The organism is Salipiger abyssi, from assembly GCF_017311415.1.
Lineage (GTDB): Bacteria > Pseudomonadota > Alphaproteobacteria > Rhodobacterales > Rhodobacteraceae > Salipiger > Salipiger abyssi_A.
Genome location: NZ_JAEKIS010000002.1, coordinates 136,636 through 163,086, shown reverse-complemented (window position 1 = coordinate 163,086; position 26,451 = coordinate 136,636). Strand labels below are relative to the sequence as shown.

Sequence of the window (26,451 nt, the reverse complement as noted above, 5' to 3'; positions counted from 1 at the left end):
CGGCAGAGCGCCCGCGTAACGTGCCAAAAAGTCGGAGACGCGTCAGAACCAGCTTTGCACGGTGCGCGAGGCCGAGGAGATGTCCTGCCCGACGCCATCGACGGTGCCGCAGCCCGCCAGAAGCGCCAGAACGCCGAGAAGAAGTGCCTGTTTCATGTTGCCTGCTCTTTCTTGCTTTTGATTTTGCTTATTGCTCTTGGTCTTCGTCCTGCCACCACCACGCATTCGGCATCCAGTCGATCCAGTCGCCGTAAACCGGCACATGCGGGGGGTAACGCAGCTCCTTAACATGGGCGATGCGCGAAATGTTCCACTGATAGATCGGGATCACGTAGCGCCCGGTTGTCAGCACGCGGTCGAGCGCGCGGCTCGCGGCGATGAACTCCTCCTGGCTGGTGGCGTTCAGCAGCACGTCGATCATCGCGTCGGCGGCGGGGGATTTCATCCCCATGACGTTGCGCGAGCCCGGCTGATCCGCCGCCTCGCTGCCCCAGTAGAGCCGCTGCTCGTTGCCGGGGCTGAGCGACAGCCCGCGGCGGAAGAACGTCATGTCGAAATCGAAGGCGTTGACCCGCTCGTTATATTGCGCGGAATCGATCACCGTGACCTGCGGCGCGATGCCCATGCGGGTGAGCGCCTGCACAAAGATGTCGATGATCGACTGTTCCTCGCTCGATCCCTGCGCCAGCACGATCTCGAAACGGAAGGGCCGGCCCTCGGCGTTCTTCATCGCGCCGTCCTGCACGCTCCAGCCGGCCTCGTTCATCAGCGCCATGGCCGCGCGCAGGTTCCGGCGGTTGCGGGCGCTGCCGTCGCCTTCGGGCAGGGCATAGCCGTCGAGCGCGCCGGGCAGCAGCGTGTCGGCAAAGGGCTCCAGCAGCGCGCGCACGCGGCCCGTCGCGGGGCCGGCCTGCATGCCGAGCTCGGAATTCGAGAAATAGGAGGTGATGCGCGGCTGTTTCGAGCCGGTCATCGTCTCGTTGATATATTCAAAGTTGAAGGCGTGCAGCATCGCCGCGCGCACCCGCCAGTCGGAAAACGCGCCCCGCCTTGTGTTCATGACAAAGCCGGTCATGCCGGTGGGCCGGCCATGGGCGATCTCGGATTTCACCACATCGCCGCGTTCGACGGCGGGGAAATCGTATTGCGTCTGCCATTTCTCGGCATTGTTCTCGCGGATCGCGGTCAGGGCGCCGGCCTTGAAGGCCTCGAACTGCACGGTGCCGTCGCCGAAGAACTCCATGCGGATCTCGTCGAGATTGGCCTGGCCTTTCATGAAGGGCAGATCCTTGCCCCAGTAATCGGGGTTGCGTTTCAGCGAGACGAAACGGCCCGGCTCGAAATCGTCGATCACATAGGGCGCGGTGGCGATGGGGATCACGTCGAGCCCGCTGGAGGCGAAATCCTTGCCCTCCCATTGCGCTTTCTTGAGGATCGGGCGCATGCCGATGATCAGCGCCAGCTCGCGGTCGTCTTCGGTGAATGTGAAACGGACGGAGCGCGGGCCGGTCTGCTCCATCTTTTCGATCTTTTGCCAGGTGCCGCGATAGCGCGGGTGGCCCTCGGTGCCGAGCACCTCGTAGCTCCACATCACGTCCTCGACGGTGACCGGGCTGCCGTCGGAGAATTTTGCCTCCGGGCGCAGGGTGAATTCGACCCAGCCGCGATTCGGTCCGGTCTCGACGCTTTCGGCCAGAAGCCCGTAAAGCGTGAAGGGTTCGTCCCAGCTCCGGCCCATGAGGCTCTCATAGGCGAGAAAGCGCAGTTGCCAGGGAACGGTGCCTTTGAGGATATGCGGATTGAGGCTGTCGAAGCCGCCGGTCTCGCCGGTGACGAGCCGCCCGCCCTTGGGCGCGTCGGGATTGGTATAGGGCAGGTGATCAAAATCTGGGGGCAGGGCGGGCTCGCCATACATAGCTATGCCGTGCTGCGGTGCGGCCCAGGCGAATCCCGCCTGGACGATTGCCGCCGCGAAAATGGCGCTGCGGAACGTGCGGCGACGGAAAAAATCGGCCATCATTTGCGAAACAATCCTGAACTGCCCTTGTTTTCTTGGCTACGGAGCGTATCGGGGCTTTTACGTCTTTTCAAACTTTTAGCTTGGACTCCGGCGGAGAAACGCGTATAAAGAGGGCACTGCTCGATAGGTTTCTTGCCTGTATGAAACCTGCCTCAATGACTGAACGCCGGCCTTGTGCCGGCGTTTTTTTTGGCTCTGCGCCATGGAGGATGCGGTTCCGGAAGCCGGCGGAGCTGCCCCGACCCAGGTGGCCGGCCCCGCCGCGATGCCAGCCGCGTGTAAGCGCTTCGGATGTCGGCGTCCAATCCCGAAACCGTGATGCGCAGGCGGGAACCCGCGTGTCAAATGCCCCCTTATCTTGCAGGTGCAGCATGATATGCTGACCGCAAATCACTGAGGAGATCTCCATCATGTCACTGAAAGGCAAGACCGCCATCGTCACCGGGTCGAATTCCGGCATCGGGCTGGGCGTCGCGCGGGAGCTGGCGCGGGCAGGGGCCTCGGTCGTCCTGAACTCCTTCACGGACCGCGACGAGGATCACAAGCTGGCCGAGGACATGGCGCGCGAATTCGGCGTCGACGTGCGCTATATCAAGGCCGACATGTCCAAGGGCGAAGAATGCCGCGCGCTGATCGAGCAGGCCGGTGCCTGCGATATCCTGGTGAACAATGCCGGCATCCAGCATGTGGCGCCGATCGACGAGTTTCCGGTCGAGAAATGGGATGCGATCATCGCGATCAACATGAACTCTACCTTCCACTGCACCGCCGCCGCGCTGCCGATGATGCGCAAGGCCGGCTGGGGCCGGGTGGTCAATATCGCCTCCGCCCACGGGCTCACCGCCTCGCCCTATAAATCCGCCTATGTCGCGGCCAAGCACGGTGTCGTGGGCATGACCAAGGTGGTGGCGCTGGAGACCGCCAAGGAGCCGATCACCGCCAACGCGATCTGCCCGGGCTATGTAAAGACCCCGCTGGTCGAGGCGCAGATCCCCGACACGGCCAAGGAATACAACATGACCGAGGAAGAGGCGATCGAGCAGGTCATACTGGCCCGCCAGCCCTCCAAGGAATTCGCCACCACCGAGCAGATCGGCGGCACGGCGGTGTTCCTGTGCTCGGACGCGGCCGAGCAGATCACCGGCACGACGATCTCGGTCGATGGCGGCTGGACCGCGCTGTAACCGGTGACAACAGGACCGGTCCGGCATCGCGGGTGCCCGCGGTGCCCGCACAGGCATGGGCCGCGTGTTTTAAGGACGGATCAATGACCAAGCGCATCAATCTCGCGCTTCAGGGCGGCGGCGCGCATGGCGCCTTTACCTGGGGTGTGCTCGACCGGATTCTGGAAGAGGAAGATATCGAGATCGCCGCGATCTCGGGCACCTCGGCGGGGGCGCTCAACGGCGCCGCGCTCAAGGCCGGGCTGGTGCGTGGCGGGCGCGAGGGTGCGCGCGAAATGCTTGACTGGGTCTGGCACGAGATCGCCGGGCTGCGCGATATGTCGGTGCCCGAGTGGATGCATGCCTGGTTGCCCGATCCCGGCATCGTCAGCCGCGCGGTGCAGTATTCGCTGCCCTATGCGGCGGGCGAGAGCGTCACCCGCATGCTGTCGCCCTATGCCTGGGGGCCGCTCTATCAGAACCCGCTGCAACGGATCGTCGACAAGCTCGATTTCGGCACGATCTGCGCCCATGAGGGGCCGGAATTCTTTGTCTGCGCCACTTCGGTGCGCGACGGCAAGGTGCGGATCTTCGAGGGCGACAAGCTCTGTCCCGGCGCCATTCTCGCCTCCGCCTGCCTTCCGACGCTGTTCCAGGCGGTGGAGCTGGAAGATCCGCAGACCGGCGTGAGCGAGGCGTTCTGGGATGGCGGCTATACCGGCAACCCGGCGCTCTTCCCGCTGTTCAAGCCCGGGCTGCCGCAGGATCTGGTGATCGTGAACCTCAACCCGCTGGTGCGCGAGGCGATCCCGATCACCCCGCCGGAGATCCAGAACCGCATCAACGAGATCAGCTTCAACGCCTCGCTCCTGCGCGAGCTGCGCGCCATCGAATTCGTGCAGCGCCTGCTTGAGGCCGGCATGGTCAAGGAGGGCTCGATGAAGAAGCTGCGGGTGCATATGATCGCCGACGACACGCTGATGAACGAGCTGTCGGTGGCCACCAAGACGGTGCCGCTGCCATCGGTCATCGCGCAGCTCAAACAGGCGGGGCGGCGCGCGGCGGGGGCCTTCCTCACCGATCACCACGAGCATCTGGGCGAGAAACAGACCGCCGATCTGCGTCAGATGTTCGCGTAGGCTGCGGCCCCGGCGACACAATCGGCGCAGGGACTGACGCGGCGCGGTTGATCCGGCGCCGCTGCGTGTCTATTTCATTTTCAGACCAACGGGCCAACGGCCCGAACGATGGAGCCTTGATGTTGGAGATTGCGGCAAGCCGCATGTTCCGCGCCGCGGGACAGTAAACCCAAAGCCCCGTCCGCGCGATGGCCGGACGGAGCGACGCTTTGCGTTTTCTCTCCGGAACATCTCCATGAATATCTCGAAACACGAACAGCGCGTGCTGCACGCGCTGGCGCAGGGCGGTGCGATTCAGTTCGAACGCGCCGAAAACGGCAAGGTCCTTGAGGTGACCTGCTTTACCCGCGAAGGTCACGTTCTGAGCGATTGCACGCTGCCGGTCTTCGACCGTCTGCGCAAACGCCGGCTGATCCGCTCGCAGGGCGGGCGGCCCTACCGCATCACCCGCGCCGGGCTGGCAAGCGTGCGCGCGCAGCTCGACAACCGATGAGCGGCGGGGGCTGCGCCTACAGCAGCCCCCAGAACTGCGCGATCTCGCGCACCGCGCAGATCTCGCCCTCTTCCATATAGGCGCCGTCCGCGATCCCGCATGCGGGCGCGCCATCCTCGTCGACCGGCACCGCATGGGGCAGGGCGGGCAGATCCCAGGTTTCGACCCGGATCACGCCCCGGGTGTCGAGATAGCGCTTGCGGGTGGCGCCCGCGATCATCTCCTCCGCATCCGGGGCTTCCGGGTCGAGACCGTGAAGCGCCGTCCACTGATCGGCGAGCTCTTCGAGATTGTCGGGATCGACAGTTTCGTCCTCCTCCCCCTGCCAGATCGACACGCGCGGCCAGCCTGCCGGTGCGCTGCCGTGGAGCTCCGCGACATAGCGCGCCCAGTCTTCGGGCGCGCGGTCGACCGCCGTGTTGGGCGGAATGATCCCGCAGGCATAGGAGGCGTCCCAGCCGTCATAGGTGCCGCCCTGAACGTGGCGCATCATCCGCCAGTATTGCCAGACCGCATAGGTGAAGAAAGAGCGCGGGCGATTGCAGTCATAGGGCAGCCCGGCGACGATGGCGCCCCCGGCGAAGAGATCGGGGTAATCCGCCATCAACGCCGCCGACATCGCACCGCCGGCGGATAGCCCCATGACGAAGATCTGCGACCGGTCGATATCCTCGCTGTCGAGCAGATGGTCGATCATGTTGCGGATCGAGGCGCTTTCTCCGTCGCCGGGGCGGTTGTCGGCCTCGTCATACCAGCGAAAGCATTTGCGCGGCTGGTTCTCCTCGCTCTGCTCGGGAAAGAGCAGCATCAGCCCCTGCGCATCGGCAAGCGCGGTGAGGCCGGTCTCGTCGTCGAAACTCTCGGCGCTCATGGTGCAGCCATGCAGCGCGACGACAAGGGGCAGGGCGCCGTCATGGCCCTTGGGGCGGTGGATCCACATGGCGAGATCGCCGGGATTGTCGCCAAAGGCCGAGATGCGTTCGAGCGCCGGGGCGGCGGTGGGCAGCGCGAGGGTCAGCAGCAGGGCGAGGCGGGGCAGGAACGGAAGGGGCATGGCTTGTGCCTCGTGACATGGAACTGGAACTATGGGTTCATGCTCTCATAGGTTGCGTGTGTTGGGTAGGGGCGGCTGCGTCGCCACCGGCGATCCCGGGCGGTTTGCGGACCAAACGGGCCGGACAAGCCGCGACGCTTGCGTCACCGGCACCCCTGGCTCGCCGCTCAGGATGCCCCGCCCCGGACTTGATCCGGGGCCTCGTCGCTTGGTCCGGCGGCGACTTCTGTCTTTGTTCAATCCCCGCGCCCTTTGGCCCGGAACCAAGCCGAAGGCGCCGGGCCAGCGGCTGCCCGTTCGGGCGGGCTGCCGCTTTGGTGACGCAAGTGTTGCGCTGAGAGGTCTTTCGGATTTGGCTGGGATAAATCGAGGGATTCCAAACTCGGTGCGGCAGCCCACGGGCAGCCGCCGGGCCCGGCTTGCGTTGCGCGAGCCGTCGGGGCCGACGGCAACGCATTGCTCTTCCAGACAAAAGCGCCGCGCCGGTTTGGGGTCCGGCGCGGCGAGGGCTGGCGGCTCAGGAGGGAAAATCAGCCCGTCAGGACTGGAGCCGCCAGGGTTCGTTTGTTTCGAGATAGGCTTCCTGCTCGTGCGTCAGGTCGATGCAGTCATAGCCGGTGACCATCGGCGCCACATGCTGGCGAAACCCGTGCCCCACGGTCAGCAGATAGACATGCACCACCACGAAGGAGGCGATGACCCAGGCCGCCAGCACATGCAGGTTGGCGATCACCGTCAGCCACAGCGTGGCGTTCGGCACCTCTTCCCAGAGATTGTAGGTCAGGTAGAGGATGCCGGTGATCCAGATCGCCGGGAACACCAGGATCTTCAGCCCAAAATAGGTGATCGCCTGAAGCGGGTTGTGCTTGCGCCAGAGCAGCTTGTGATAGGGGTGTTTCTCGCCCCTGAAGATCCCCCAGGCATAGAACCGCGCCACCTTGGTCATGCCGCGCATCTTCGGGATGAACTGCCGCCAGGTGCCGGTGGTGAAGAGCCAGAAGGTGGCAAAGATCCACACGCAGAGCAGCACCAGCGCCGCGATCGTGTGCAGCATCACCGCCGGCCCGAAGGGCAGCAGCCCATGCACCCCGTTCAGCCCCAAGCCGGTGAAGAGCAGCACGAAGATCAGCGTCATCTGCGTCCAGTGCCAGAGCCGCTCGAAGCGCGGGTAGACCTTGACCATACGGCTCGACATCAGGGCTCTCCTTTCCGGCTGAAGAGGCGCAGCAGCGCATGGCCCAGAACCCCCAGCAGCGCCAGCGCAAAGAGGATCTTGCCCAGCAGCCCGGCCATGGCGCTGCCGCCTGTGCCGGGCATGAAGGCACCGGCGATATTGGCCAGACGCCCGTCTTCGGCATGGCAGGACTGGCAGTCGAGCGCCTCGGAGGCGGGGGCGACCATGTGGGTGGTGGGCCAGTACATATAGGTGTCGATAAAGCCGTATTCGCCGGAATACTCCTTGCCGGCGGCCTTCATGCCCGCGGCGATGGCCTTGCCCCAGTCGAGATTGGTCCAGAGCGCGGTGTCGGTGTCCGGCCCCCAGACATGGGAATAGACCAGCGTATCGTTGACCGAGTCGTAAGCCTGACGGCCTTCCATCTTCTTGAAGGGCCAGATCCGCGACTTGCCGTCATGTGCGTCGCCCGCGATCTCGTTGATGCCCACCGGTTGCGTCGGGTCGATCTTGCCGCCCTGTGCGGCAGAGGCATAGCTGACCTGACCGTCGAACCATTCGTAGATCGGCTGCGCCTCTTCCTCCCAGCGGAAATCGCCCTTGATCGACAGGTAGGTGTGCAGGTGCTTGCCATCGGACTGGACGAACTCCTCTTCCGAATAGGCATTGCCCTCGGCATCGCGCTTGCCGGCGGTCGACCAGTCCCACCAGGTCTTGGTGGCGACGCCGCCCTTGGCCATGGTGGGGATGTGGCAGGTCTGGCAGGCGACCACATCGGTGTGGTCGTTCAGCTTCATGCCCTTGATATCGACCGGATGCGGCTCGGTGCCGTGGCAGCTTTCGCAGGTGGCGACGCGGCGGCGCTCGCCGGGCCGGCCGGTGCCCTCGGGATCGGTGGCATGCACATCATAGCGCGAGCCCGCCCATTGGTGTTTCTCGGTGACGTGGCAATCGGTGCAGACCATGTTGGCACCGTCGGGCGACATATGCACATCCGTATGGACATCCGGCATCACCAGCGCCGAGCTGAGATCGCCGTGTTTCACATTGTCGCCGCCGCCGCCGTAGAAATGGCACTGGCCGCAATTCTCGCGCCCGGGCAGGCCCACCGACATGGCGGCTTTCGACAGATCCACCGCCCAGGCATCGGCGCCGGTGATGGTCTTACCCTTTGCCTCCATCGGAGGATGGCCGGCACCGGTGGCTAGCTTGGTATACTGGCCGGAGCGGTCATGGCAGACGAGGCAATCCACCGCTGTGCTCTGCTGCGGTGGCGGCTGGTGCATATCGTCCCAGCCATAGCCCGCGTGGCACGAGGTGCAGCGCGGCTCGTTGCCCACCACATTGCCGCAGAAGGCGTTGATGACATTGCGCTTGCCAAGAAGCTCGCCGGTCCTGGGGTTCTCGAATTCCCAGTTGAAATGGATCGAGTGCATCACCTGATCGTCCGCCTCGGTATGGCAGGAGAGGCAGGCTTCGGTGACCTCGGGGCCGGAGGTGAACTCTTTCTGGAGGATCTCGAATTTCGAGTGATCCGCCGTGCTGTCCGAGCCGGGGATCTCCGGCGCGGTGGATTGCTGCGCCAGCGCCGGGGCGGCGGTGGCGATCAGGGCAAGGGCTGTCAGGACGCGCCGCATGGTCTCCTCCCGTCGCGGTAAGCTGCACTCCTCTCATGGAATGCGCGACCGGGCAGGGTGGCCTTGATTTATATCAAATTTTGAATGTATGCGTGCCCAGGGAGAAAAATTGTTTTTTGTACATCTTTTGCGGGCACATCTTGCGGTGGAATATCGGGCGAGCGGCGCTGCGTAGGGTGGGCAATCCTGCCCACCGCTCCCCGTATGTCAGGAGGCTTGCCGCACCTCTTCGACCCGGGGTTTGCCGCCCGCGCGCTCGGGCGGATAGACCAGCCCCGCCGAGATCACCAGTTTGGCGGCTTCCTCGATCGTCATGTCGAGCTCGATCACGTCCTCTTTCGGAAAGAACAGCAGGAAGCCCGAGGTCGGGTTCGGCGTGGTCGGCACAAAGACAGAAACCAGATCGCCCATGGTTTCCGCGCGCCGCGCCACCTCGCCCTTGGCCTGGGTCGAGATAAAGCCGATGGCCCAGATATCCTTGCGCGGATACTGCACCAGACAGGCCTTGTCGAAGCTGCGCTCGGTCTGGGCAAAGACCGTCTCGGCGATCTGCTTGATGCCGGAATAGATCGAACGCACCACCGGCGTGCGCTCCACCAGGCTTTCGCCGAAGCGGATCAGCGAACGCCCTATCAGCCCCTTGGCGACCCAGCCCACCATGATGGTAAAGACCAGGAAAAAGATCACGCCGACGCCGCGCAGGTTGATGCCGATATATTCCTCGGGGTTGAACCGCGCCGGGATCAGCGGCAGCACGAACCCGTCGACCCAGCCGAACAGCGTCCAGATCAGCCAGATGGTCAGGCCCACGGGCATGATCACCACAAGCCCGGTGAGAAAGCTCGCGCGCAGGGAGGCCAGCAGGCCGGGCCTGCGCGGTTTGTCGTCGAAGGGCGTGTTCATCTGGATCCCGGAGCGCGTTGACTGCCTGTAAACCTAGGCATTCGCCGACATGTCTACAATGGCGCTGCGCCGCCGCAAGCTCAATTGCCGGGCAGGGCGCTCATTTCCGTCGCGATCCGGGCCCCGAGCCGCGCATTGTTCAGCACCAGCGCGATATTGGCGTCGAGCGAACGGCCCTCGGTCAGCTCGAAGATCCGCTGCAACAGATAGGGGGTGAGCTGCTTGCCGCGGATGCCGTGGCTCTCTGCATCCGCCGTCGCGCGCGCCACCACCGGCGCCAGAACCTCGCGCGGGATCTCGGCCTCGGCCGGGATCGGATTGGCGACGAGCTGGCCGCCGGGCAGCTCAAGCGCCACGCGCATGGCCTGGGCGCGGGCGATCTGGCCGGGCGTGTCCATGCGCAGCGGCGCGCGCAGACCCGCGTCGCGCGACCAGAAGGCCGGCAACTGGTCCTGCCCATAGGCGATGACCGGCACGCCGAGCGTTTCCAGCACCTCCAGCGTCTTCGGCAGATCGAGGATCGCCTTGGCGCCGGCGCAGACCACGGTGACCGGTGTCTGTGCCAGTTCCTGAAGGTCGGCGGAGATGTCGAAATTGCTCTCGGCGCCGCGATGCACGCCGCCGATACCGCCGGTGGCAAAGGTGGCGATGCCGGCGCGGGCGGCGGCGATCATCGTCGCGGCCACGGTGGTGGCACCGGTGCCGCCTTCGGCCACGCAGACCGCCAGATCGGCGCGGCTGAGCTTGGCGACGTTGCGCGCCTGCGCCAGCGCTTCGAGCTGCGCATCGTCGAGCCCGACGCAGAGCCTGCCGTCGAGCACCGCGATGGTTGCCGGCACGGCGCCCTCGGCGCGTACCGCGTCCTCGACCCGGCGCGCCATTTCGAGATTCTGCGGCCAGGGCATGCCATGGGTGATGATGGTCGATTCCAGCGCCACGACGGGCGTGCCGTTGGCCAGCGCATCGGCGACCGGGGCGGAGAGGGTGAAGAGGCTCATGAGGCGATATCTCCGGATACGTAAGCGGCGGCGGCATCGAGCGCGAGGCTCAGCGCCTCGGCGCGGCCCGCGCCGCGCAGCTCTGCCACGATATGTGCGGCCATGAAAGTGTCTCCGGCACCGGTCACGCGGGTCACCAGCACCTCGGGCGGACGTTCGGCGATCAGCCCGTCCGCACTGGCATCGCAGGCCGCTTCGCCGCCATTGGTCACCACCGCGCGCGCCGCACCACGTTCGACCAGCTTGGCCGCCGCCTGCGGCGCGCTGTCGAACGGCGCCTGACAGAGGATGCTGGCCTCTTCAAGATTGACGTAAAGCACGCCGCGTTGTGCCCGCAGGAACGGCAGCAGCCGCTCGGCCTTGCCCGGGCTTGCCGGCGCGATGCGCAGATCGGCGGCGGCGAAACACGGGTCACGGGCAATCTCGTCGAGCAGCGTTTCGGTCAGGTTGCCGTCGAGCGCGACCGGACCGGGGTAGGGTGTCTCGGCGCTGCCCAGCGTGCCGTCGGAGAGCGGGTGCAGAATGCGCGACCCGGCGCGTTCCAGCGAATGCGCATCGGCAATGGCGGCGATCAGCCCGTTGGCGCCCTCGACGGCCATGTAGCGGTCGGTCGGCAGATCCTCGGAGCGGTAGAGATGGCGCGTGTCGCAACCGAGCTGCGCGCAGGCGGCAGTCAGCTCGTCGCCCTCGGGATCCTGACCCACGGCGCTAAGCAGCGCCGGACGCAGACCGAAGCGCGCAAAGGTCATCGCGATGTTCAGCGCCACGCCGCCGGGTAGCCGCGTGATCCGCCCGGGCATGTCGGACCCCTGGCGCATATGACCGTTCGAGCGGCCGATGACGTCCCAGAGCACGGAGCCGATGCAGAGAATATCCGGTGTCTCGTTCATGCCGGATTTTTGACCGAGCGGCGCGGAACGGGCAAGGCCCGGCGCGCATTCCGTTGCGCCCGGCAGACAATCGTCTGGAATGCCGCGCATTGACGCCTGTCGGGCGATGATCCAGACATATTTTCTCGTGATTTCAAAAGCTCTCGGGGGAATCGTAAGGCAAGAGACGAGAGTGGGTCGAGAGCTATCGCCGCCGCAAATGCGATGAGCGAGCTATGTCTCACAAGCCGCTGTCATTATGGGGTTATCCGCCTCAGATTCGTTCACGGCTCATCCGCGCTCCACAAACGATGCGCGACATCAGCATTTGTGCAGGGACAGGGCTACGCCTCAATGTCGCAGCGGGTACGATGCGGATTCGTGCCCAGATCACAACGACAAGCGGTATATCTCGTGTGTCTGCCATGCTCCGGTCTGCTGGCTCGCCGCAAGAGGGCTGGATCGCAACCCAATTGAGAATATGCCAACCGGCGCAGATATGTCTTATAATCAGTATTATGTAAATAAATAGCATGGTAGACCCGCCGCAAACCCTCCACCAAGCCTTTGACCAGCCGAAATTCTACAGGCAACCTTAGACCATGCCCCGCCACATCTCACGCAAGCTGCTTCTGACTGTTCTCGTGCTAGCGCTGCTCGGCGCCGGCTTCTTTATGATGAAGGCTGTGCGGCGCGCGCTCTACTGGGCCGATCCGCAGCATCACGAGCAAGCGCCCGAAGGCTGGATGACGCTGGGCTATGTGGAACGCTCGCACCGGATGGCGCCGCGCAGCCTCGGGCCGTTGCTGGGCATCGCGCCCGGTTCCGGTGCCGGACATCGCAGCCTCGCGGAGATCGCCGAGATGCGCGGCCAGAGCCTGGATAGCTTCCTCGCCGCGATCGACGCCGCTCTGGAGCGCGCCCAATGAGCGAGACGCTGCTCGCTGCCTTGCCGTCGCTGGGCCTTCCGGTGCTGGCGCTGGTGATCGGGCTCGGCGCGCTCGGCGTGCCGATGATGCCGGCCTCGCTGATGCTGCTGGTCGCGGGCACGCTTGTGGCCGCCGGAGATCTGCCGTTGCTGCCCACCGCTGCAACGGCGCTCAGCGCGGCGTTTCTGAGCGACAACCTCGGCTACGCGCTCGGGCGCGGCGCCCGTGGCAGTGTGCTCGACCGACGCAGCGCGGCGCTGGTGCAGGCGCAGACACTGCTGCACCGGCGCGGCGCCGTGGCGGTGTTTCTCAGCCGCTGGCTGTTTGCGCCGCTGGGCCCGCCGATGAACCTCATCGCCGGCGCCGCCGGGATGCGCTGGCGGCGCTTTCTACTCTGGGACTTCGCCGGCGAAATCGTCTGGGTGTCGTCCTATATGACGCTCGGCGCGGGCTTTGCCCCCTTCGTTCCGCAGATCTCCGACATGGCGGGCACGCTCACCTGGCTCTTCGCCTGTCTGGCGGTTGCGTGGCTCTCCTGGCGGATGCTGCGGCGGCGCCAGCGGTGAAAACCCGCGTTCGTTTCTGGACAAACGGCGCGTTCCGGCGGTAAGTGATGCCATTGTTTCGGAGGATTTCACATGCCCGGGTTCCTGATCCTGAACGGTCCGAACCTCAACCTGCTGGGAACGCGTCAGCCCGAGGTCTACGGCCGCACCACGCTCGCCGATATCGAGGCCATGTGCCGCGCCCATGGCGAGCGCATCGGTGTCAGCGTCGAGTTCGAACAGAGCAACCATGAAGGCGCGCTGATCGACGCCATCCATGGTGCACGCGGGCGGCTCGACGGGCTTGTCCTCAACGCAGGCGCCTATACCCATACGTCTGTCGCGTTGATGGATGCGATCAGCTCCGCCGAGATCCCCGCCATCGAGCTGCACCTGTCGAATGTGCATGCCCGCGAGGAGTTCCGTCATGTGAGCTATATCGCCCGGGTCGCGGTGGGTGTGATCTGCGGTTTCGGCGCGCGCGGCTACACGCTGGCCATGGATGCGCTCCAGAGCCATCTGGAGGGGCGGTCGTGACGCTGTCGCAGGATATCCGCGCCTATCTCACAGAGATGACCAATGCCGCGATCGTCGAGGATCTCTGGGCGATGCATGCGGAGCGCATGACGGGCTACGGGTTCGACCGGCTGCTCTATGGCTTTACCCGTTACCGCACGCCGAATTCGCTGGGCGATCCCAACGATTTCGTGCTCCTGACCAATCACAGCGCCGACTATACCGACGTGTTCGTCGGTGAAGGTCTCTATCACCACGCGCCCATGGTCCGCTGGGCGCTGGAGCATGAAGGCGCCTGCTCCTGGCGCGTGCTGGGCGAGATGATGGCGCAGGGCAACCTCACCGAGGCAGAGCGCCGGGTTATCGAGTTCAATCTCGGCAAGGGCGTCTGCGCGGGCTATTCTATCAGCTTTCGCTCGGTGTCGAGCCGCGCCAAGGGTGCCATCGCGCTGACCGCAAAGCCCGGTATGAGCCAGGAGGCGGTCGATGTGATGTGGGAAGAGCATGGCGGCGATATCGTGCTGATGAACAACCTCCTGCACCTCAAGATCCTCACCCTGCCCTATGTGCCGCCGAACCAGACGCTGACCAAGCGCCAGCGCGAGGCGCTGGAATGGGTCGGCGACGGCAAGACCATGCAGGATATCGCCGCAATTATGGGGCTGACCCAGGCCACCATCGAAAAACACCTGCGGCTGGCGCGCGAGGCGCTGAACGTCGAGACCACCGCGCAGGCGGTGGCCAAGGCGGCGTTCCAGAACCAGATGTTCGTCATCGACATCTGACCCGGCCAGCGGTTCCGCACGGCAATCTGAACCGGACGGTCGAGTCGTCTGCGACCCCGCAAGGATGACGTTTTATTCCGCCATTTCGCGCCTGAATTTCCAAAATACTTCTGTGCGGATTTCAAAACCGCAAAACTGTGCCCTCGCGAGCGCGGTTGATCATGAAAAAATAGCGGGTCTGGTATACCCCACTTTCATGACCATGCGTAAATTGTCAGTGTGTTGACGTTCCGTGAGTGGTGGCTTTGGCCATTGGAACACGAGGGGCTCATCCTCCGCGATTTCGGGGGCTCTGGGAACCTCCCGGTGCAAACCGGAACCGGGCCGGGCCCGTGCAATTTTCGCGCGGTCCGGTTCGGTGCCCCTGCCCTGGATCCCAGCCTCATCCCCAACATCGGTTCGGGGCCAGGAAAGGAAACGGAGCCGCCCTTCGGGGCGGCTCCGTCGCGTTCGAACCTTTGAAAAAGGATCAGCCCTGAGCGGCCTTGGCCACTTCGGCGGCGAAATCCTCTTCCTTCTTCTCGATGCCTTCGCCGACCTGCATGCGGACAAAGCCCACGATGGTCGCGCCGGCCTCTTCCGCGGCCTTCTCGACGGTCAGGTCGGGGTTGATGACGAATTGCTGACCCAGCAGCGTCACCTCGGCGAGAAATTTCTTCATGCGACCGACGATCATCTTTTCGATGACGGCGTCCGGCTTGCCGGATTCCTTGGCGATGTCGATCTGCACCTGACGCTCTTTCTCGACCACGGCCGGGTCGAGATCGGCTTCGGACAGCGAGGCCGGGTTTGCGGCGGCGATGTGCATCGCGACCTGCTTGCCGAACGCCTCGTCGCCGCCTTTCAGCGCGACCAGAACGCCGATCTGGCCCATGCCCGGCGCGGCAGCGTTGTGGACATAGCTTGCCACGACGTCGCCTTCGACCTTCGCCATGCGGCGCAGGGTCATGTTCTCGCCGATCTTGGCGATCTTGTCGGTCAGGACTTCGGAGACTTTCTTGCCGTCCATGTCGGCCTCTGCCAGCGCCTCGACGCTGTCGACACCGGTCGCGGTCTTGGCGATGCCGGCAACCATGTCCTGGAACTCGGCGTTCTTGGCGACGAAGTCGGTCTCGGCGTTCACCTCGACGGCGACACCGGTGCCGCCGTTCACCTCGACGGCCACCAGGCCCTCGGCGGCGGTACGGCCGGATTTTTTGGCGGCCTTGGCCAGGCCCTTGGTGCGCAGCCAGTCGATGGCGGCTTCCATGTCGCCGTCGGTCTCGGTCAGCGCCTTCTTGGCATCCATCATGCCCGCGCCGGTCATCTCGCGCAGTTCTTTCACCTGTGCAGCAGTGATCGCCATCTCTCGGCTCTCCTCTCGAATGGTGTTTGCGGCCGGCCCTGCCCCGGGCCAGACCGCTCATGTCATGTCTGCGTGACGCGCTTTCGCGACAGCGCGCCTCAGGCGTCTTTGGCGCCCGCCAGCAGTTCCTCGGCGGGGGCCTCTTCCAGCGCGCCAAGGTCGACGCCGGCGGCTTCCATCTGACCGGTCATGCCGTCCAGAGCGGCGCGGCTCACCAGATCGCAGTAGAGCGCGATGGCGCGGGCGGCATCGTCGTTGCCGGGGATGATGTAATCGATGCCGTCGGGCGAGCAATTGGTGTCGACCACGGCCACGACCGGGATGCCCAGCTTCTTGGCTTCGGCGATGGCGAGCTGCTCTTTCTTGACGTCGATGACGAAAAGAAGATCCGGCACGCCGCCCATGTCACGGATGCCGCCCAGCGACGCCTGAAGCTTCGCCTGGTCGCGTTCCATGTGCAGGCGCTCTTTCTTGGTGAGGCCCTCGGCGCCGGCTTCCATCTGCTCGTCGATGGATTTCAGACGGTTGATCGACTGGGAAACGGTCTGCCAGTTGGTCAGCGTGCCGCCCAGCCAGCGGTGGTTCATGTAATACTGCGCGCATTTCTCGGCGGCTTCGGCGATCGGCTGCGCGGCCTGGCGCTTGGTGCCGACAAAGAGCACGCGGCCACCCTTTGCGACGGTCTCGCGGATCGCGTTCAGCGCCGCGTCCAGCATCGGGACGGTTTGCGTCAGATCCATGATGTGGATGCCGTTGCGCGCGCCGTAGATGAACTCGCCCATACGGGGGTTCCAGCGCTGCGTCTGGTGGCCGAAGTGCACGCCTGCCTCGAGCAGCTGGCGCATGGTGAACTCGGGAAGAGCCATGTCCTATATCCTTTCCGGTTTCATATCCTCGGCGGGGGCTTGACCCTGATGGGGCAACCGGTGGACACGAAGGGGATGTCTCCCCCAACGGCCCGACCCCGCCTGCGGGGTTCGTGTGGCGCGCCTATAAGGGCAAAGCGGGCCGGGCGCAACCCCTGCTGCGGTTTTGCTGGACAGGGCCGCGCGTTTCACCGCATTCTGCGCGCCACGCATAACACAAGTAGGGAGAGCGTATTGACCGACCTGACCTCCATCCGGGGCGTTGGCCCCGTTCTGGCGATGAAGATGCGCGAGATGGGCATCGAAAGCCCCGCAGATTTGGCGAATGCGGCACCGGAGAGCCTGACCTCCCTGCCCCGCGTGCAGCTGTTGCGCGCGCGCATGCTGATCTCGGCGGCGGCGGAAATCCTGCGCGGGATGGAAGAGGCGTCGGAGACCGAGGCGCAGCCAGCGGAGGAGACGGTCGCGCAGACGCTGGCGGATGCGCCCGAGCCCGCGGCGCCGGAGGCAGCGGCGCCCCAAAGGAAAAAAGCCAAGTCCAAGGGCAAGACGGCCAAAAAGAAAAAGGCCAAGAGCGACAAGCCGAAGAAGAAGGGCAAGGACAAGAAGACCTCCGCCAAGGCTGCGAAGAAAGCGGCAAAGGCGGAGAAAAAATCCGTGAAGGGCAAGACGTCCAAGGGCGGGAAAAAGAAGAAAAAATCCGGGAAATGACCCCGCTCCGGACTTGAGCCGGGGCCTCCTGGTCATCCCCGCCGAGGCCCCGGAGCAAGTCCGGGGCGGGTCGTAGGGTGGGCAATTTGCCCACCGCGCCGGGCAAGAAACCGACGCCCCCGGGGCTCCGCCCGTGAAATCCCCAAACGCTCCCCCGGAGCGTTTGCCGGGCCAGAGCTCCGGTGCGGGATTTCACCCCAGCGCGTACCCTGCCCCGCGCACGGTGCGCAGCGGGTCGCCGCCGCCATGCACGCCGAGCGCCTTGCGCAGCCGCCCGATATGCACATCGACCGTGCGGGTGTCGACATAGATGTCGCGGCCCCAGACCCGGTCGAGCAACTGCTCGCGCGACCAGACCCGGCCCGGTTTCTCCATAAAAGTCGAGAGCAGCCGGAACTCGGTCGGGCCAAGCTTCAGCTCCTGCCCGTCGCGGGTCACGCGGTGGGTCTCGGCATCGAGGATGATATCCTCGTATTCCAACCGCAGCCCCGCCGCCGCCGGACGCGCCCGGCGCAGCTGCGCGCGGACCCGCGCCATCAGCTCACGCAGGGAATAGGGTTTCACGACATAATCGTCGGCGCCGGTCTCCAGCCCGCGCACCCGGTCCACTTCCTCGGACCGGGCCGAGAGCATGATGACCGGCACGCCGCGGGTGCCGGGCCGCGTCTTGATCTGGCGGCAGACCTCGATGCCCGAGAGATTGGGCAGCATCCAGTCGAGGACGACGACATCGGGCGCCTCCTCATCCATCATCACGAGGGCTTCCTCGCCATTGCCAGCGGCGGCGACGCGAAAGCCCTCGGCTTCCAGATTGTAGCGCAGCACTTCACGCTGCGCGGCTTCGTCCTCGACGACCAGAACGGTGGGCTGATCCGCCGGCATGGGCTTACTCCAGTTCGATATCCGCGCTCAGCGAAGGGTCGGAGGACGTCCGGTCCTCCTTGACGCGTGCCTCATCCGGCGTCGAGCCGGTCGTCAGGAACACCACCTGCTCGGCGATCGAGGTCACATGGTCGCCCATGCGCTCGATGTTCTTGGCGATGAAATGCAGATGCATGCACGAGGTGATGTTGCGCGGATCTTCCAGCATGAAGGTCAGGAACTCGCGGAACAGCGTGTTGTACATCTGGTCGACATCGCGGTCGCGGTCGATCACGTCGAGCGCCAGCGCGTCGTCGCGCTTGATATAGGCATCCAGCGCATCCTTGAGCATCAGCTCGACGTCGCGGGCCATGCGGCGCAGTGCCGTGGTCGAGCCGTTGATCTGCGTCATCTGCGCCAGCACCGTGGTGCGCTTGGCGAGGTTCTTTGACAGATCGCCGATGCGCTCCAGGTTGGCCGACATCCGCATCACCGAGAGCACCACGCGCAGGTCGGTGGCGGTGGGCGCGCGCAGCGCGATCACCCGCGCCGCCTCTTCGTTCAGCGCCTCGTCCATTGCGTCGATGGCCTCGTCGCCCTTGACGACCTGGCCAGCGAGCTCCTCGTCGCGGGTTTCCAGCGATTTGGCGGCGTCGTGGATGGCCACCTCGACCAGCCCGCCCATCTTGAGAATCTGCGCCTGGATGCCTTCCAGATCGCGGTCGAAAGCGGAGGCGATATGCTGCTTCAGATCACTCATGAGACTTATCCGATCCGTCCGGTGATGTAGGACTCTGTGCGCGGGTCCACGGGGTTGGTGAAGATCTGGCTGGTCTCGCCGTATTCGACGAGATTGCCGAGATGGAAGAAGGCGGTCTTCTGGCTGACGCGCGCGGCCTGCTGCATCGAGTGGGTCACGATGACCACCGAATAGCTGGCGCGCAGCTCGTCGATCAGCTCTTCGACCTGAGCGGTGGCGATGGGGTCGAGTGCCGAGCAGGGCTCGTCCATCAGCAGCACCTCAGGCTCGGTGGCCACGGCGCGGGCGATGCAAAGACGCTGCTGCTGGCCGCCCGAGAGCCCGGTGCCCGGCGCGTCGAGCCGGTCTTTGACCTCGTCCCAGATGGCGCCGCGGCGCAGCGCCTTCTCGACGATCTCGTCGAGCTCGGCCTTGTTCTTGGCCAACCCGTGGATCTTGGGGCCGTAGGCGACATTGTCGTAGATCGACTTGGGGAACGGGTTCGGTTTCTGGAACACCATGCCCACCTTGGCGCGCAGCTGCACCGGGTCGACGCGCTTGTCGTAGATATCCTCGCCGTCGAGCTCGATCAGCCCCTCGACCCGGCAGATGTCGATCGTGTCGTTCATCCGGTTGAGGCAGCGCAGGAAGGTCGACTTGCCGCAGCCCGAGGGGCCGATGAAGGCGGTCACCGTCTTGTCGAGCAGATCGACCGAGACGTCCTTGATGGCGTGGGTGTCGCCGTAATAGACCTGAACGTCCTTGGCGGCGATCTTGGTGTCTTTCGCGTCCACGTCGTTTTTCCCTAGCGGTGCGTCATACATGGGTTCGTTTTCCTTAGCGAAATTGGCATCCATCGTCACCATCTCCGTTCAAACTTGCGGCGCAGGATGATTGCGATCACGTTCATCAGCAGCAGGAACACCAGCAGAACGATGATCCCGCCCCAGGCCTTTTCATAGAAGCTCGCATCGGCGCGTGCCGCCCAGGTGTAGATCTGTGCCGGCATCGCCGAGTTGGGCTCGGTAAAGCCCCCGAGGAAGCCCTCGGGATAGCCGCGGGCGACAAAGCCCACCATGCCGATCAGCAGCAGCGGCGCGGTCTCGCCCAACGCCTGCGCCAGACCGATGATCGTGCCGGTCAGGATGCCGGGCATGGCCAGCGGCAGGACGTGGTGGAACACCGCCTGCATCTTGGAGGCGCCGACGCCGAGTGCGGCGTCGCGGATCGAGGGCGGCACCGCCTTGAGCGCGGCGCGGGTCGAGATGATGATCGTCGGCAGCGTCATCAGCGTCAGCACCAGACCGCCCACCAGCGGCGCCGATTGCGGCAGGTGCATGAACTGGATGAACACCGCGAGGCCGAGGATACCGAACACGATGGAGGGCACCGCCGCGAGGTTGGAGATATTCACCTCGATCAGATCGGTGAACTTGTTCTGCGGCGCGAATTCTTCGAGATAGATCGACGCGGCCACACCGATGGGCAGCGCCAGCACCAGAACCACCAGCATCATGAAGAACGAGCCGACGACCGAGGCGCCGATCCCTGCCCCGCCTGGGTTGTCCACGCCGGAATCGGCGCCGGTGAGGAAGGTCCAGTTGAAATCCTGGCGGATCACGCCGGCCTCGTGCAGCGCATCGACCAGATCGAGGTCGGAGCCCTGGAGGAAGCGCGTGTCTTCCAGTGTCTCGCGGGTCACCCGACCGTTGAAATAGCCGTCGACGCGCGACGATGCGGGAAGCTGGAATGCCACCGGCTGGCCGAGCTGCTCGGGGTTGGCGCGGTAGAATTCGCGCAATGTGCCGCCGACCTTGCCGAGAAGCCGCTCGATGGCCGCCTCGTCGAAGGCCACCTGCATGCCGCGCTCTTCGAGCGTGCCGCGCAGGTCGGCGATGAAGAGATCGGAATAGGCCGCCGTCTTGAAGAGCGTCGATTCCGCCTCGTCGAACTGCGCCTGGCTCAGGGTGAATTCCACATCCACCACCGTCTCGGTGAAGGCCGGCAGGCCCGAGCGGACGATCGAGACCGCTAGCGTCACCAGAAAGAACAGCCCGATCAGGATGGCGCCCAGCCCGAAGGCTTTGAAGCGCGCCTCGGAGGCGTTGCGCTTCCGGGTGCGGGCGTCGAGCTCGTGGATCGAAGATTTCTTGCGCGGTGCGGCCGCGCCTCCGATGCTCGCGTCGGTCATTCGTACTGCTCCCGGTATTTGCGCACGATGTAGAGGGCGAGAACGTTCAGCCCCAGCGTCAGGACGAAGAGGGTCATGCCCAGGGCAAAGGCGACCAGCGCCTCGGGCGAGGAGAAATCGGCGTCGCCGGTCAGCTGGCTGACGATCTTGGCGGTCACCGTGGTCATCGCCTCGAACGGGTTGAGGCTGAGCTTGGCCGCGGCCCCTGCCCCCAGCACGACGATCATCGTCTCGCCGATGGCGCGCGAGGCGGCCAGAAGGATGGCGCCGACGATGCCCGGCAGTGCCGCCGGCAGGATCACCTGCTTGATGGTCTCGGACTGGGTGGCGCCCAGCCCGTAAGAGCCGTCGCGCATCGCCTGCGGCACGGCGTTGATGATGTCGTCGCTGAGCGAGGAGACGAAGGGAATGAGCATGATGCCCATGACCAGACCGGCGGTCATCACCGCGGTGCCCGCCTGCATCCAGCCCAGCCCGTCATCGCCGAAGATGCCCAGCAGCAGCGGTCCGACGGTCAGCAGCGCGAAAAGGCCGTAAACGATGGTCGGGATCCCGGCGAGCACTTCCAGCATCGGCTTGGCGACGGCGCGGACGCGCGGGGTTGCGTATTCCGACAGGTAGACGGCGGCGAAGAGCCCGATGGGCACGGCCACGACCAGCGCCACGATGGAGATGTAGAACGTGCCCCAGAGCAGCGGCAGAACGCCCAGATCCGAGGAGCCGCCCCGGCCCGAGAAGCTCGGTGCCCAGCTCGTGCCGAAGAAGAAGTCGGTCGCCGGATAAAGCCGGAAGAACTCGACGGTGTTGAAGACCAGCGACAGGATGATGCCGATGGTGGTCAGGATGGCGATGGAGGCGGCACCGATGAGCAGCGCGCGGACGGCGGCCTCGACGGTGTTGCGGGCGCGGAAGGCGGCATGCGAGTCGCGCAGCCCCCAGAACAGCCCGGACAGCGCCAGCGCCAGCACGATGCCCGACATGATGAGATTGCCCGTGGCATTCATGATGCGGTAGCTTTGCGCGGCGCGCAGGATCGGCTGGGTGACGTCGGAGGTGACGATCTGGCCGGCATCCTTCAGACGCTGGGTGACATCGGTGAAATCGGCGCGCGCGTCGCGGGCGAATTCCTCGGTCATGTCCCCGTTGGCGACGGCGTTGTCGAGCCCCTCGGCGGTGCGGCGCACCTCGGACATCACCAGACCCAGCGAGGAATTCTCGGCGACCGAGCTTTCCGGGATCATGCCGGAGATCGTGGAATTCACGATCATCGGCTGCACGATCAGCCAGATCAGCATGACCAGAATGGCGGGCACGACGGTCTTGATGGCGACATTGTTGCCGTAATAGCTCGGCAGCGAATGCAGATTGCGGACGTCGCCGCCGGCGCTGGCCAGCGCGCGGGCGCGCCCCAGCACAAAGCCGACCGCGGCAATCGCCAGCACGATCAGAAAGAGCCAGAGTAAAGGCATGTGCCCCCCGTTCGTCTTCAGGAAAAGAACCTAAAAGGAAAAGGGGGCAGCGCTTGCTGCCGCCCCCTAATGCAGTCGCGGCAGGCGCCGATTACTGCATGGTCTCTTCGTTGGCGACCATGGACTGGGTCGCGGCCAGCTCGGGGTCGGCGACGAGGCCATAGTTGGCGAGCGGGCCGGTCGGGCCTGCGATCTCGTCGGCGACGAAGAACTGAGCGTATTCCTTCAGGCCGGGGATCACGCCGATATGGGCTTTCTTCACGTAGAAGAACAGCGGGCGCGACACCGGGTATTCGCCCGACGCGATGGTCTCGGTCGACGGCGCGATGCCGGACATGGTGGCGACCTTCAGCTTGTCCTGGTTGTTCTCGTAGAACGCCAGGCCGAACACGCCCACGCCGTTCGGGTTGGCGTCGATGCGGGCCAGGGTCTCGGTGTAGTCGCCGTCGATATCGACCGACTTGCCGCCGTCCTGACGCACGTCGAGGCAGGCGTCTTCGGCGTCGTCTTCCGACATGCCGCCGGACACCATGGCCTCATAGGCGCCGGTTTCTTCGCAGCCGATCAGCAGGACTTTTTCCTCGAAGACTTCGCGGGTGCCGTGCTTGGTGCCCGGGATGAACATCGCGATCTCGGCATCCGGCAGCTCGGAGTTGAACTCGGACCAGGTGTTGTAGGGGTTGTCGACCACTTCGCCGTCGACCAGCACCTTGGCGCCGATGGCGTTGAAGATGTCGGTGGGCTCGAAGGCGGTGAAGGCCGGGCCGTCCTGCTGCGAGGCGAAGACGATGCCGTCATAGCCGATGCGGACCTGGATGATGTCGGTCACGCCGTTGGCGGCACAGGCGTCGATCTCTTTCTGACGGATGGCGCGCGATGCGTTGGCGACGTCGATGGTGTTTTCGCCCACACCTTCGCAGAAGCGCTTGAGGCCGGCCGAGGAGCCGCCCGATTCCACGACCGGGGTCGGGAAGTCGGTGTTTTCGCCGAAGGCTTCGGCAACGATCGAGGCATAGGGCAGCACGGTCGACGAACCGGCGACCTGCACGTTGTCGCGGGCGGCGGCAGCGGAGGCCGAGACGGCGGCGATGGCCAGAGCCGAAGCGGCGAGTTTCACGGATTGCATATGAATGCTCCTGTCATTGGTTACGATCCCCTTCCCCTCGGGGACCTCGCGGGCAGCCCTAGGCCCCGCCCGCGATGCTTTTGTGACAGCTGTGTAACAGTTTCATGACAGCGTGCCGGAGATGTGCAAATCTGCCGGCGAACGCCGGAATCAGCCCGGGTCAGCGCGCCGCGCGGCACCGTCCGCGCTGCGATGCGGCAAGGATATTCCCGGCATGATTGTATGGGATAAACGCTTGCGACAACGGGACTTCATAGATTCGGCGGGGGATCGCGCGGTGATCTGGGTGAGCCCGGCGCGGATCGACCGTCAGCTCGGCTCGAAATGGCCGGTCGGACGTGCCCGGCTGCGGCGACTGCGTCGGCTACTGCCGAATCCGGTTGTGGGATTGCTGCGCGCGCCGATAAAGCGCGCCGAGCCATTTACCATCCCGGCGGAGCATTTCGCAAAGACCGCACGGATCAGCGAGACCGAGCGCTACCAGCGCCTCGCGGATCTCATGGCGCATGAAGACGACGTGCGCGCCAGCCGCTGGTACGAAGACCTGACGCGCGAGCTTTCGGAGCGCGGCGCGGCGTTTTACAAGACGCGCCCGCTGCGCAGCGAGACCGAGATCGCGGGCTTTCTGCGCGACTACGTGCTGGGGCTGATCGACAGCCTGCGCCGCAACGGGTTCGACGCTGGCGCCACTGGCTTCGAGTCCACGGCTGTCATTACTGCCGAGGGCACGCTGTGCAAGACCGGTTCGGGCAATCACCGCTTCTGCATCGCCAGCCTGCTGGGCCTGCCGCGCTTTCCGCTGCGCATTGTCGGCGCGCATGAGCACTGGGTGCGCGACCGCATCGGTGCGCGACCGACCCCCGGCGCGGTGCTGGCTGCGCTTCCAGAGATCGAGGCGCGCCACCGGGCGCCTGAGCCGGTCGTCGCTGGGGTCTAATTCCGTCGCTCAGGCGGTGGTCGGCAGCACCACCTGGAAACTTGCGCCCTCGCCCGGCTTGCTCTCGATCCGCAGCCGGCCGCGATGACGGTTCACGATATGCTTGACGATGGCGAGCCCCAGCCCGGTGCCGCCCTTCTCGCGCGAGCGGTGGCTGTCGACGCGGTAGAAGCGTTCGGTCAGGCGCGGGATGTGCAGCGGATCAAAGCCCGGGCCGCTGTCGCTGACCGAGATCACCACGCCCTCGCCGCGCAGCCTTGGCTGATAGGCGGGCGCCGACAGGCTCACCCGCACTTCGGCGCCGCGCCCGGAATATTTCACCCCGTTCTCGATCAGGTTCACCATCACCTGCCGGAGCTGATCGGCATCGCCCGGCACCTCGAGCGCGCCCTCGGGCAGATCCGCCTCTAGCCGCACGCCGGCCTCCTCGCCCAGCGGTGCCAGCCCGCTCAGTACCGAGCGCAGCAGCCCCGGCAGGTCCACCGGTTCGGTCGGGCGCACGCGCTCCTCGGCCTCGACCCGGCTCAGAGAAAGCAGATCGCCCACCAACCGCTCCATGCGACCGGCCTCGGCCTCCATGATGTTCAAAAAGCGCTCGCGTGCCCCGGGATCGTCACGCGCCGGGCCCTTCAGGGTTTCTATGAAGCCCAGCAGCGCGGTGAGCGGCGTGCGCAGCTCGTGGCTGACATTTGCGACGAAATCGCGGCGCATCTGCCCGGCCTGTTCGAGATGTGTCACATCCTGAAACGTGAGCATCACACCTCGCCCGCCTTCCAGATCCAGCCGGCGGCACGATACCTCATAGGTTGTATTCTGACGCCCATCTGTCGTCAGAAACCGGGTGAGCCGCGGCGCGCCGTCGCGAAACGTGCCTTCGATTGCGTCGAGCAGCGCCGGCTGGCGCAGTGCAGTGATAAAATGTCGCCCTTCCAGCCCGCCGCCCAGAAAAGACTGCGCTTCGGCATTGGCGGCAGCGATGCGCTCATCCCACCGGATCAACACGGCCGGTAGCGGTATCGCCGCAACGAACTGGCGCGAGTCCGCCTGCATTACAATGTCCTGGCTGGTTCAATTCGGACCACAAAAAGGAACGACTCAGACGGGTTCATGGCGGCCCCTCATGCTGCTGCGACAGGCGCTGCAGAGAGCAAAAACCGAATCGATTGCAAGTGAAACTGCTCGGCCGCGCCCGGATTGCGCCCCAATCGGCGGATTTTTGCCGAAATGGTGCGGAAATGAGGCAAAAGTCTAACGTATTGATTTTTCGTAAAATCCGTTTCCTGCGTCAAAAATGTGCAATTTCGCTCCTCACCATTTATGGGGATGAACCTGAGGTTGTATTTGCGCTTTTCGGCTCAAGTGGCTTAGACAGCCGCATCTCGCATTGCTTTTAAGGGAAATTTATCGCTTCATAGGGTTGTTAGGTGGGGGCGCCTACAACCACAGGAGCATCACTCCGATGCAGAACGACCCTATCGACATTCGTTGTCCGAAATGTGGGCACGTTGCGCATTTTCACGAGCCGTTCCGTTTTACCTGTGTGATCCGTCACTCAGAGTTGCCGCAGAATTCGCATCTCTGGGGACGCGTTGTTGTTGAAGAACTGTTCCCGGAACACTTTAGCTGGCAGCAGCCCGACACGCCGAAACCGACCTTCCATCAAGGCAAGGAACCGGGGCCGGGCTATCGGCTGAACCACTGCGGCATGGCCGAGTGCGACAGCTGCGGCACGCTTGAAAAGGCAACGATTTCCTGGCCGGAAGACGCCTACTGGCAGTGGAATATCGACGGCTATGAACTCGTTGCGCGCAATCGCGAACACGCCCAGATGATCCTGGCCTATCTGCGCGAGCGCAAGCGCGCGCCGAACCGCAAGCCGGCACTGCGCCACATCCCGACCGCCATGCTGACCAAACAGCTAGCACCGGTGGTGCAGAACCGCGTCGAACGCGCTCTGGAACAGGCCTGATGACCGGCCCGA

27 protein-coding genes are annotated in these 26,451 nt (G+C 64.9%); 10 read left to right on the top strand and 17 right to left on the bottom strand.

Annotation, left to right across the window (positions count from 1 at the left end; all coding sequences use genetic code 11):
* Positions 1–42: 42 nt before the first annotated feature.
* Both I6N89_RS04130 and I6N89_RS04125 read right to left on the bottom strand, forming a co-directional pair.
* Positions 43–156, bottom strand: a complete 114-nt coding sequence (locus I6N89_RS04130; RefSeq protein ID WP_076704660.1) for an entericidin EcnA/B family protein — start codon at positions 154–156, stop codon at positions 43–45.
* 31 nt (positions 157–187) lie between these two features.
* Positions 188–2,020, bottom strand: a complete 1,833-nt coding sequence (locus I6N89_RS04125; protein ID WP_207016954.1) for an extracellular solute-binding protein — start codon at positions 2,018–2,020, stop codon at positions 188–190.
* Between the two features lie 410 nt (positions 2,021–2,430).
* Here I6N89_RS04125 and I6N89_RS04120 point away from each other — a divergent pair, with 410 nt between their 5' ends.
* From I6N89_RS04120 to I6N89_RS04110, 3 genes are all read left to right on the top strand, one after another.
* Positions 2,431–3,204: a 3-hydroxybutyrate dehydrogenase gene (locus tag I6N89_RS04120; RefSeq protein ID WP_207016953.1), complete on the top strand. Its 774-nt coding sequence runs from the start codon at positions 2,431–2,433 to the stop codon at positions 3,202–3,204.
* An 83-nt stretch (positions 3,205–3,287) separates the two neighbouring features.
* Entirely contained in the window at positions 3,288–4,322 is a 1,035-nt protein-coding gene (locus tag I6N89_RS04115; protein WP_207016952.1) for a patatin-like phospholipase family protein, read from the top strand.
* A gap of 235 nt (positions 4,323–4,557) precedes the next feature.
* Positions 4,558–4,815 carry a YjhX family toxin gene (locus I6N89_RS04110; RefSeq protein WP_207016951.1) on the top strand — a complete coding sequence of 86 codons (258 nt, stop codon included), beginning with the start codon at positions 4,558–4,560 and terminating at the stop codon, positions 4,813–4,815.
* Between the two features lie 16 nt (positions 4,816–4,831).
* Here the strand turns inward: I6N89_RS04110 and I6N89_RS04105 are convergent, their stop codons facing one another.
* The 6 genes from I6N89_RS04105 to I6N89_RS04080 form a co-directional block, all read right to left on the bottom strand.
* Complete coding sequence (locus I6N89_RS04105) at positions 4,832–5,869, bottom strand: alpha/beta hydrolase family esterase (protein WP_207016950.1); 1,038 nt, start codon at positions 5,867–5,869, stop codon at positions 4,832–4,834.
* A gap of 538 nt (positions 5,870–6,407) precedes the next feature.
* Positions 6,408–7,064, bottom strand: coding sequence for a cytochrome b/b6 domain-containing protein (locus I6N89_RS04100; RefSeq protein ID WP_207016949.1), 657 nt, complete (start codon positions 7,062–7,064; stop codon positions 6,408–6,410).
* A complete protein-coding gene (locus I6N89_RS04095) occupies positions 7,064–8,680 on the bottom strand; it encodes a tetrathionate reductase family octaheme c-type cytochrome (protein ID WP_207016948.1) in 1,617 nt (538 codons plus the stop codon). Before I6N89_RS04095 ends, I6N89_RS04100 begins: the two co-directional genes overlap by 1 nt.
* 207 nt (positions 8,681–8,887) lie before the next feature.
* Entirely contained in the window at positions 8,888–9,583 is a 696-nt protein-coding gene (locus I6N89_RS04090; protein ID WP_207016947.1) for a DUF502 domain-containing protein, read from the bottom strand.
* Between the two features lie 80 nt (positions 9,584–9,663).
* Positions 9,664–10,581, bottom strand: a complete 918-nt coding sequence (locus I6N89_RS04085; RefSeq protein WP_207016946.1) for a pseudouridine-5'-phosphate glycosidase — start codon at positions 10,579–10,581, stop codon at positions 9,664–9,666.
* Positions 10,578–11,471, bottom strand: coding sequence for a PfkB family carbohydrate kinase (locus I6N89_RS04080; RefSeq protein ID WP_207016945.1), 894 nt, complete (start codon positions 11,469–11,471; stop codon positions 10,578–10,580). The genes I6N89_RS04085 and I6N89_RS04080 overlap by 4 nt, the downstream gene beginning before the upstream one ends.
* A gap of 581 nt (positions 11,472–12,052) precedes the next feature.
* Between I6N89_RS04080 and I6N89_RS04075 the strand changes: the two genes are divergently transcribed.
* From I6N89_RS04075 to I6N89_RS04060, 4 genes are all read left to right on the top strand, one after another.
* On the top strand, positions 12,053–12,379 hold the full coding sequence (locus I6N89_RS04075) for a hypothetical protein (protein ID WP_207016944.1): 327 nt from the start codon (positions 12,053–12,055) through the stop codon (positions 12,377–12,379).
* A complete protein-coding gene (locus I6N89_RS04070; protein ID WP_207016943.1) occupies positions 12,376–12,945 on the top strand; it encodes a DedA family protein in 570 nt (189 codons plus the stop codon). The genes I6N89_RS04075 and I6N89_RS04070 overlap by 4 nt, the downstream gene beginning before the upstream one ends.
* A 72-nt stretch (positions 12,946–13,017) precedes the next feature.
* Positions 13,018–13,461 (top strand): type II 3-dehydroquinate dehydratase, encoded by a 444-nt coding sequence (aroQ, locus tag I6N89_RS04065; protein WP_207016942.1) that lies wholly within the window; start codon positions 13,018–13,020, stop codon positions 13,459–13,461.
* A 35-nt stretch (positions 13,462–13,496) separates the two neighbouring features.
* On the top strand, positions 13,497–14,225 hold the full coding sequence (locus I6N89_RS04060; protein WP_207017127.1) for a LuxR family transcriptional regulator: 729 nt from the start codon (positions 13,497–13,499) through the stop codon (positions 14,223–14,225).
* 469 nt (positions 14,226–14,694) lie between these two features.
* On the opposite strand, the gene tsf is transcribed toward I6N89_RS04060, so the two are convergent.
* A complete protein-coding gene (gene tsf, locus I6N89_RS04055; protein WP_207016941.1) occupies positions 14,695–15,570 on the bottom strand; it encodes a translation elongation factor Ts in 876 nt (291 codons plus the stop codon).
* Positions 15,571–15,668: 98 nt separating this feature from the next.
* Positions 15,669–16,436, bottom strand: coding sequence for a 30S ribosomal protein S2 (rpsB, locus tag I6N89_RS04050; protein WP_207016940.1), 768 nt, complete (start codon positions 16,434–16,436; stop codon positions 15,669–15,671).
* 48 nt (positions 16,437–16,484) lie between these two features.
* Here rpsB and I6N89_RS04045 point away from each other — a divergent pair, with 48 nt between their 5' ends.
* On the top strand, positions 16,485–17,147 hold the full coding sequence (locus I6N89_RS04045) for a helix-hairpin-helix domain-containing protein (RefSeq protein ID WP_236016441.1): 663 nt from the start codon (positions 16,485–16,487) through the stop codon (positions 17,145–17,147).
* Between the two features lie 192 nt (positions 17,148–17,339).
* Here I6N89_RS04045 and phoB read toward each other — a convergent pair whose 3' ends face one another.
* The 6 genes from phoB to I6N89_RS04015 form a co-directional block, all read right to left on the bottom strand.
* On the bottom strand, positions 17,340–18,029 hold the full coding sequence (gene phoB, locus I6N89_RS04040; protein WP_207016938.1) for a phosphate regulon transcriptional regulator PhoB: 690 nt from the start codon (positions 18,027–18,029) through the stop codon (positions 17,340–17,342).
* Between the two features lie 4 nt (positions 18,030–18,033).
* On the bottom strand, positions 18,034–18,768 hold the full coding sequence (phoU, locus tag I6N89_RS04035) for a phosphate signaling complex protein PhoU (RefSeq protein ID WP_207016937.1): 735 nt from the start codon (positions 18,766–18,768) through the stop codon (positions 18,034–18,036).
* A 5-nt stretch (positions 18,769–18,773) separates the two neighbouring features.
* On the bottom strand, positions 18,774–19,571 hold the full coding sequence (pstB, locus tag I6N89_RS04030) for a phosphate ABC transporter ATP-binding protein PstB (protein ID WP_207016936.1): 798 nt from the start codon (positions 19,569–19,571) through the stop codon (positions 18,774–18,776).
* A gap of 35 nt (positions 19,572–19,606) precedes the next feature.
* Complete coding sequence (gene pstA / locus I6N89_RS04025) at positions 19,607–20,938, bottom strand: phosphate ABC transporter permease PstA (RefSeq protein ID WP_207016935.1); 1,332 nt, start codon at positions 20,936–20,938, stop codon at positions 19,607–19,609.
* A complete protein-coding gene (gene pstC, locus I6N89_RS04020; RefSeq protein ID WP_207016934.1) occupies positions 20,935–22,407 on the bottom strand; it encodes a phosphate ABC transporter permease subunit PstC in 1,473 nt (490 codons plus the stop codon). Before pstC ends, pstA begins: the two co-directional genes overlap by 4 nt.
* 91 nt (positions 22,408–22,498) lie before the next feature.
* Positions 22,499–23,533: a substrate-binding domain-containing protein gene (locus tag I6N89_RS04015; protein WP_207016933.1), complete on the bottom strand. Its 1,035-nt coding sequence runs from the start codon at positions 23,531–23,533 to the stop codon at positions 22,499–22,501.
* Positions 23,534–23,747: 214 nt separating this feature from the next.
* Here I6N89_RS04015 and I6N89_RS04010 point away from each other — a divergent pair, with 214 nt between their 5' ends.
* Positions 23,748–24,470, top strand: coding sequence for a hypothetical protein (locus I6N89_RS04010; protein ID WP_207016932.1), 723 nt, complete (start codon positions 23,748–23,750; stop codon positions 24,468–24,470).
* Between the two features lie 9 nt (positions 24,471–24,479).
* Here I6N89_RS04010 and I6N89_RS04005 read toward each other — a convergent pair whose 3' ends face one another.
* A complete protein-coding gene (locus tag I6N89_RS04005) occupies positions 24,480–25,520 on the bottom strand; it encodes a sensor histidine kinase (RefSeq protein WP_207016931.1) in 1,041 nt (346 codons plus the stop codon).
* Between the two features lie 409 nt (positions 25,521–25,929).
* Between I6N89_RS04005 and I6N89_RS04000 the strand changes: the two genes are divergently transcribed.
* Positions 25,930–26,439 carry a hypothetical protein gene (locus I6N89_RS04000; RefSeq protein ID WP_236016423.1) on the top strand — a complete coding sequence of 170 codons (510 nt, stop codon included), beginning with the start codon at positions 25,930–25,932 and terminating at the stop codon, positions 26,437–26,439.
* Positions 26,440–26,451 lie beyond the last annotated feature (12 nt).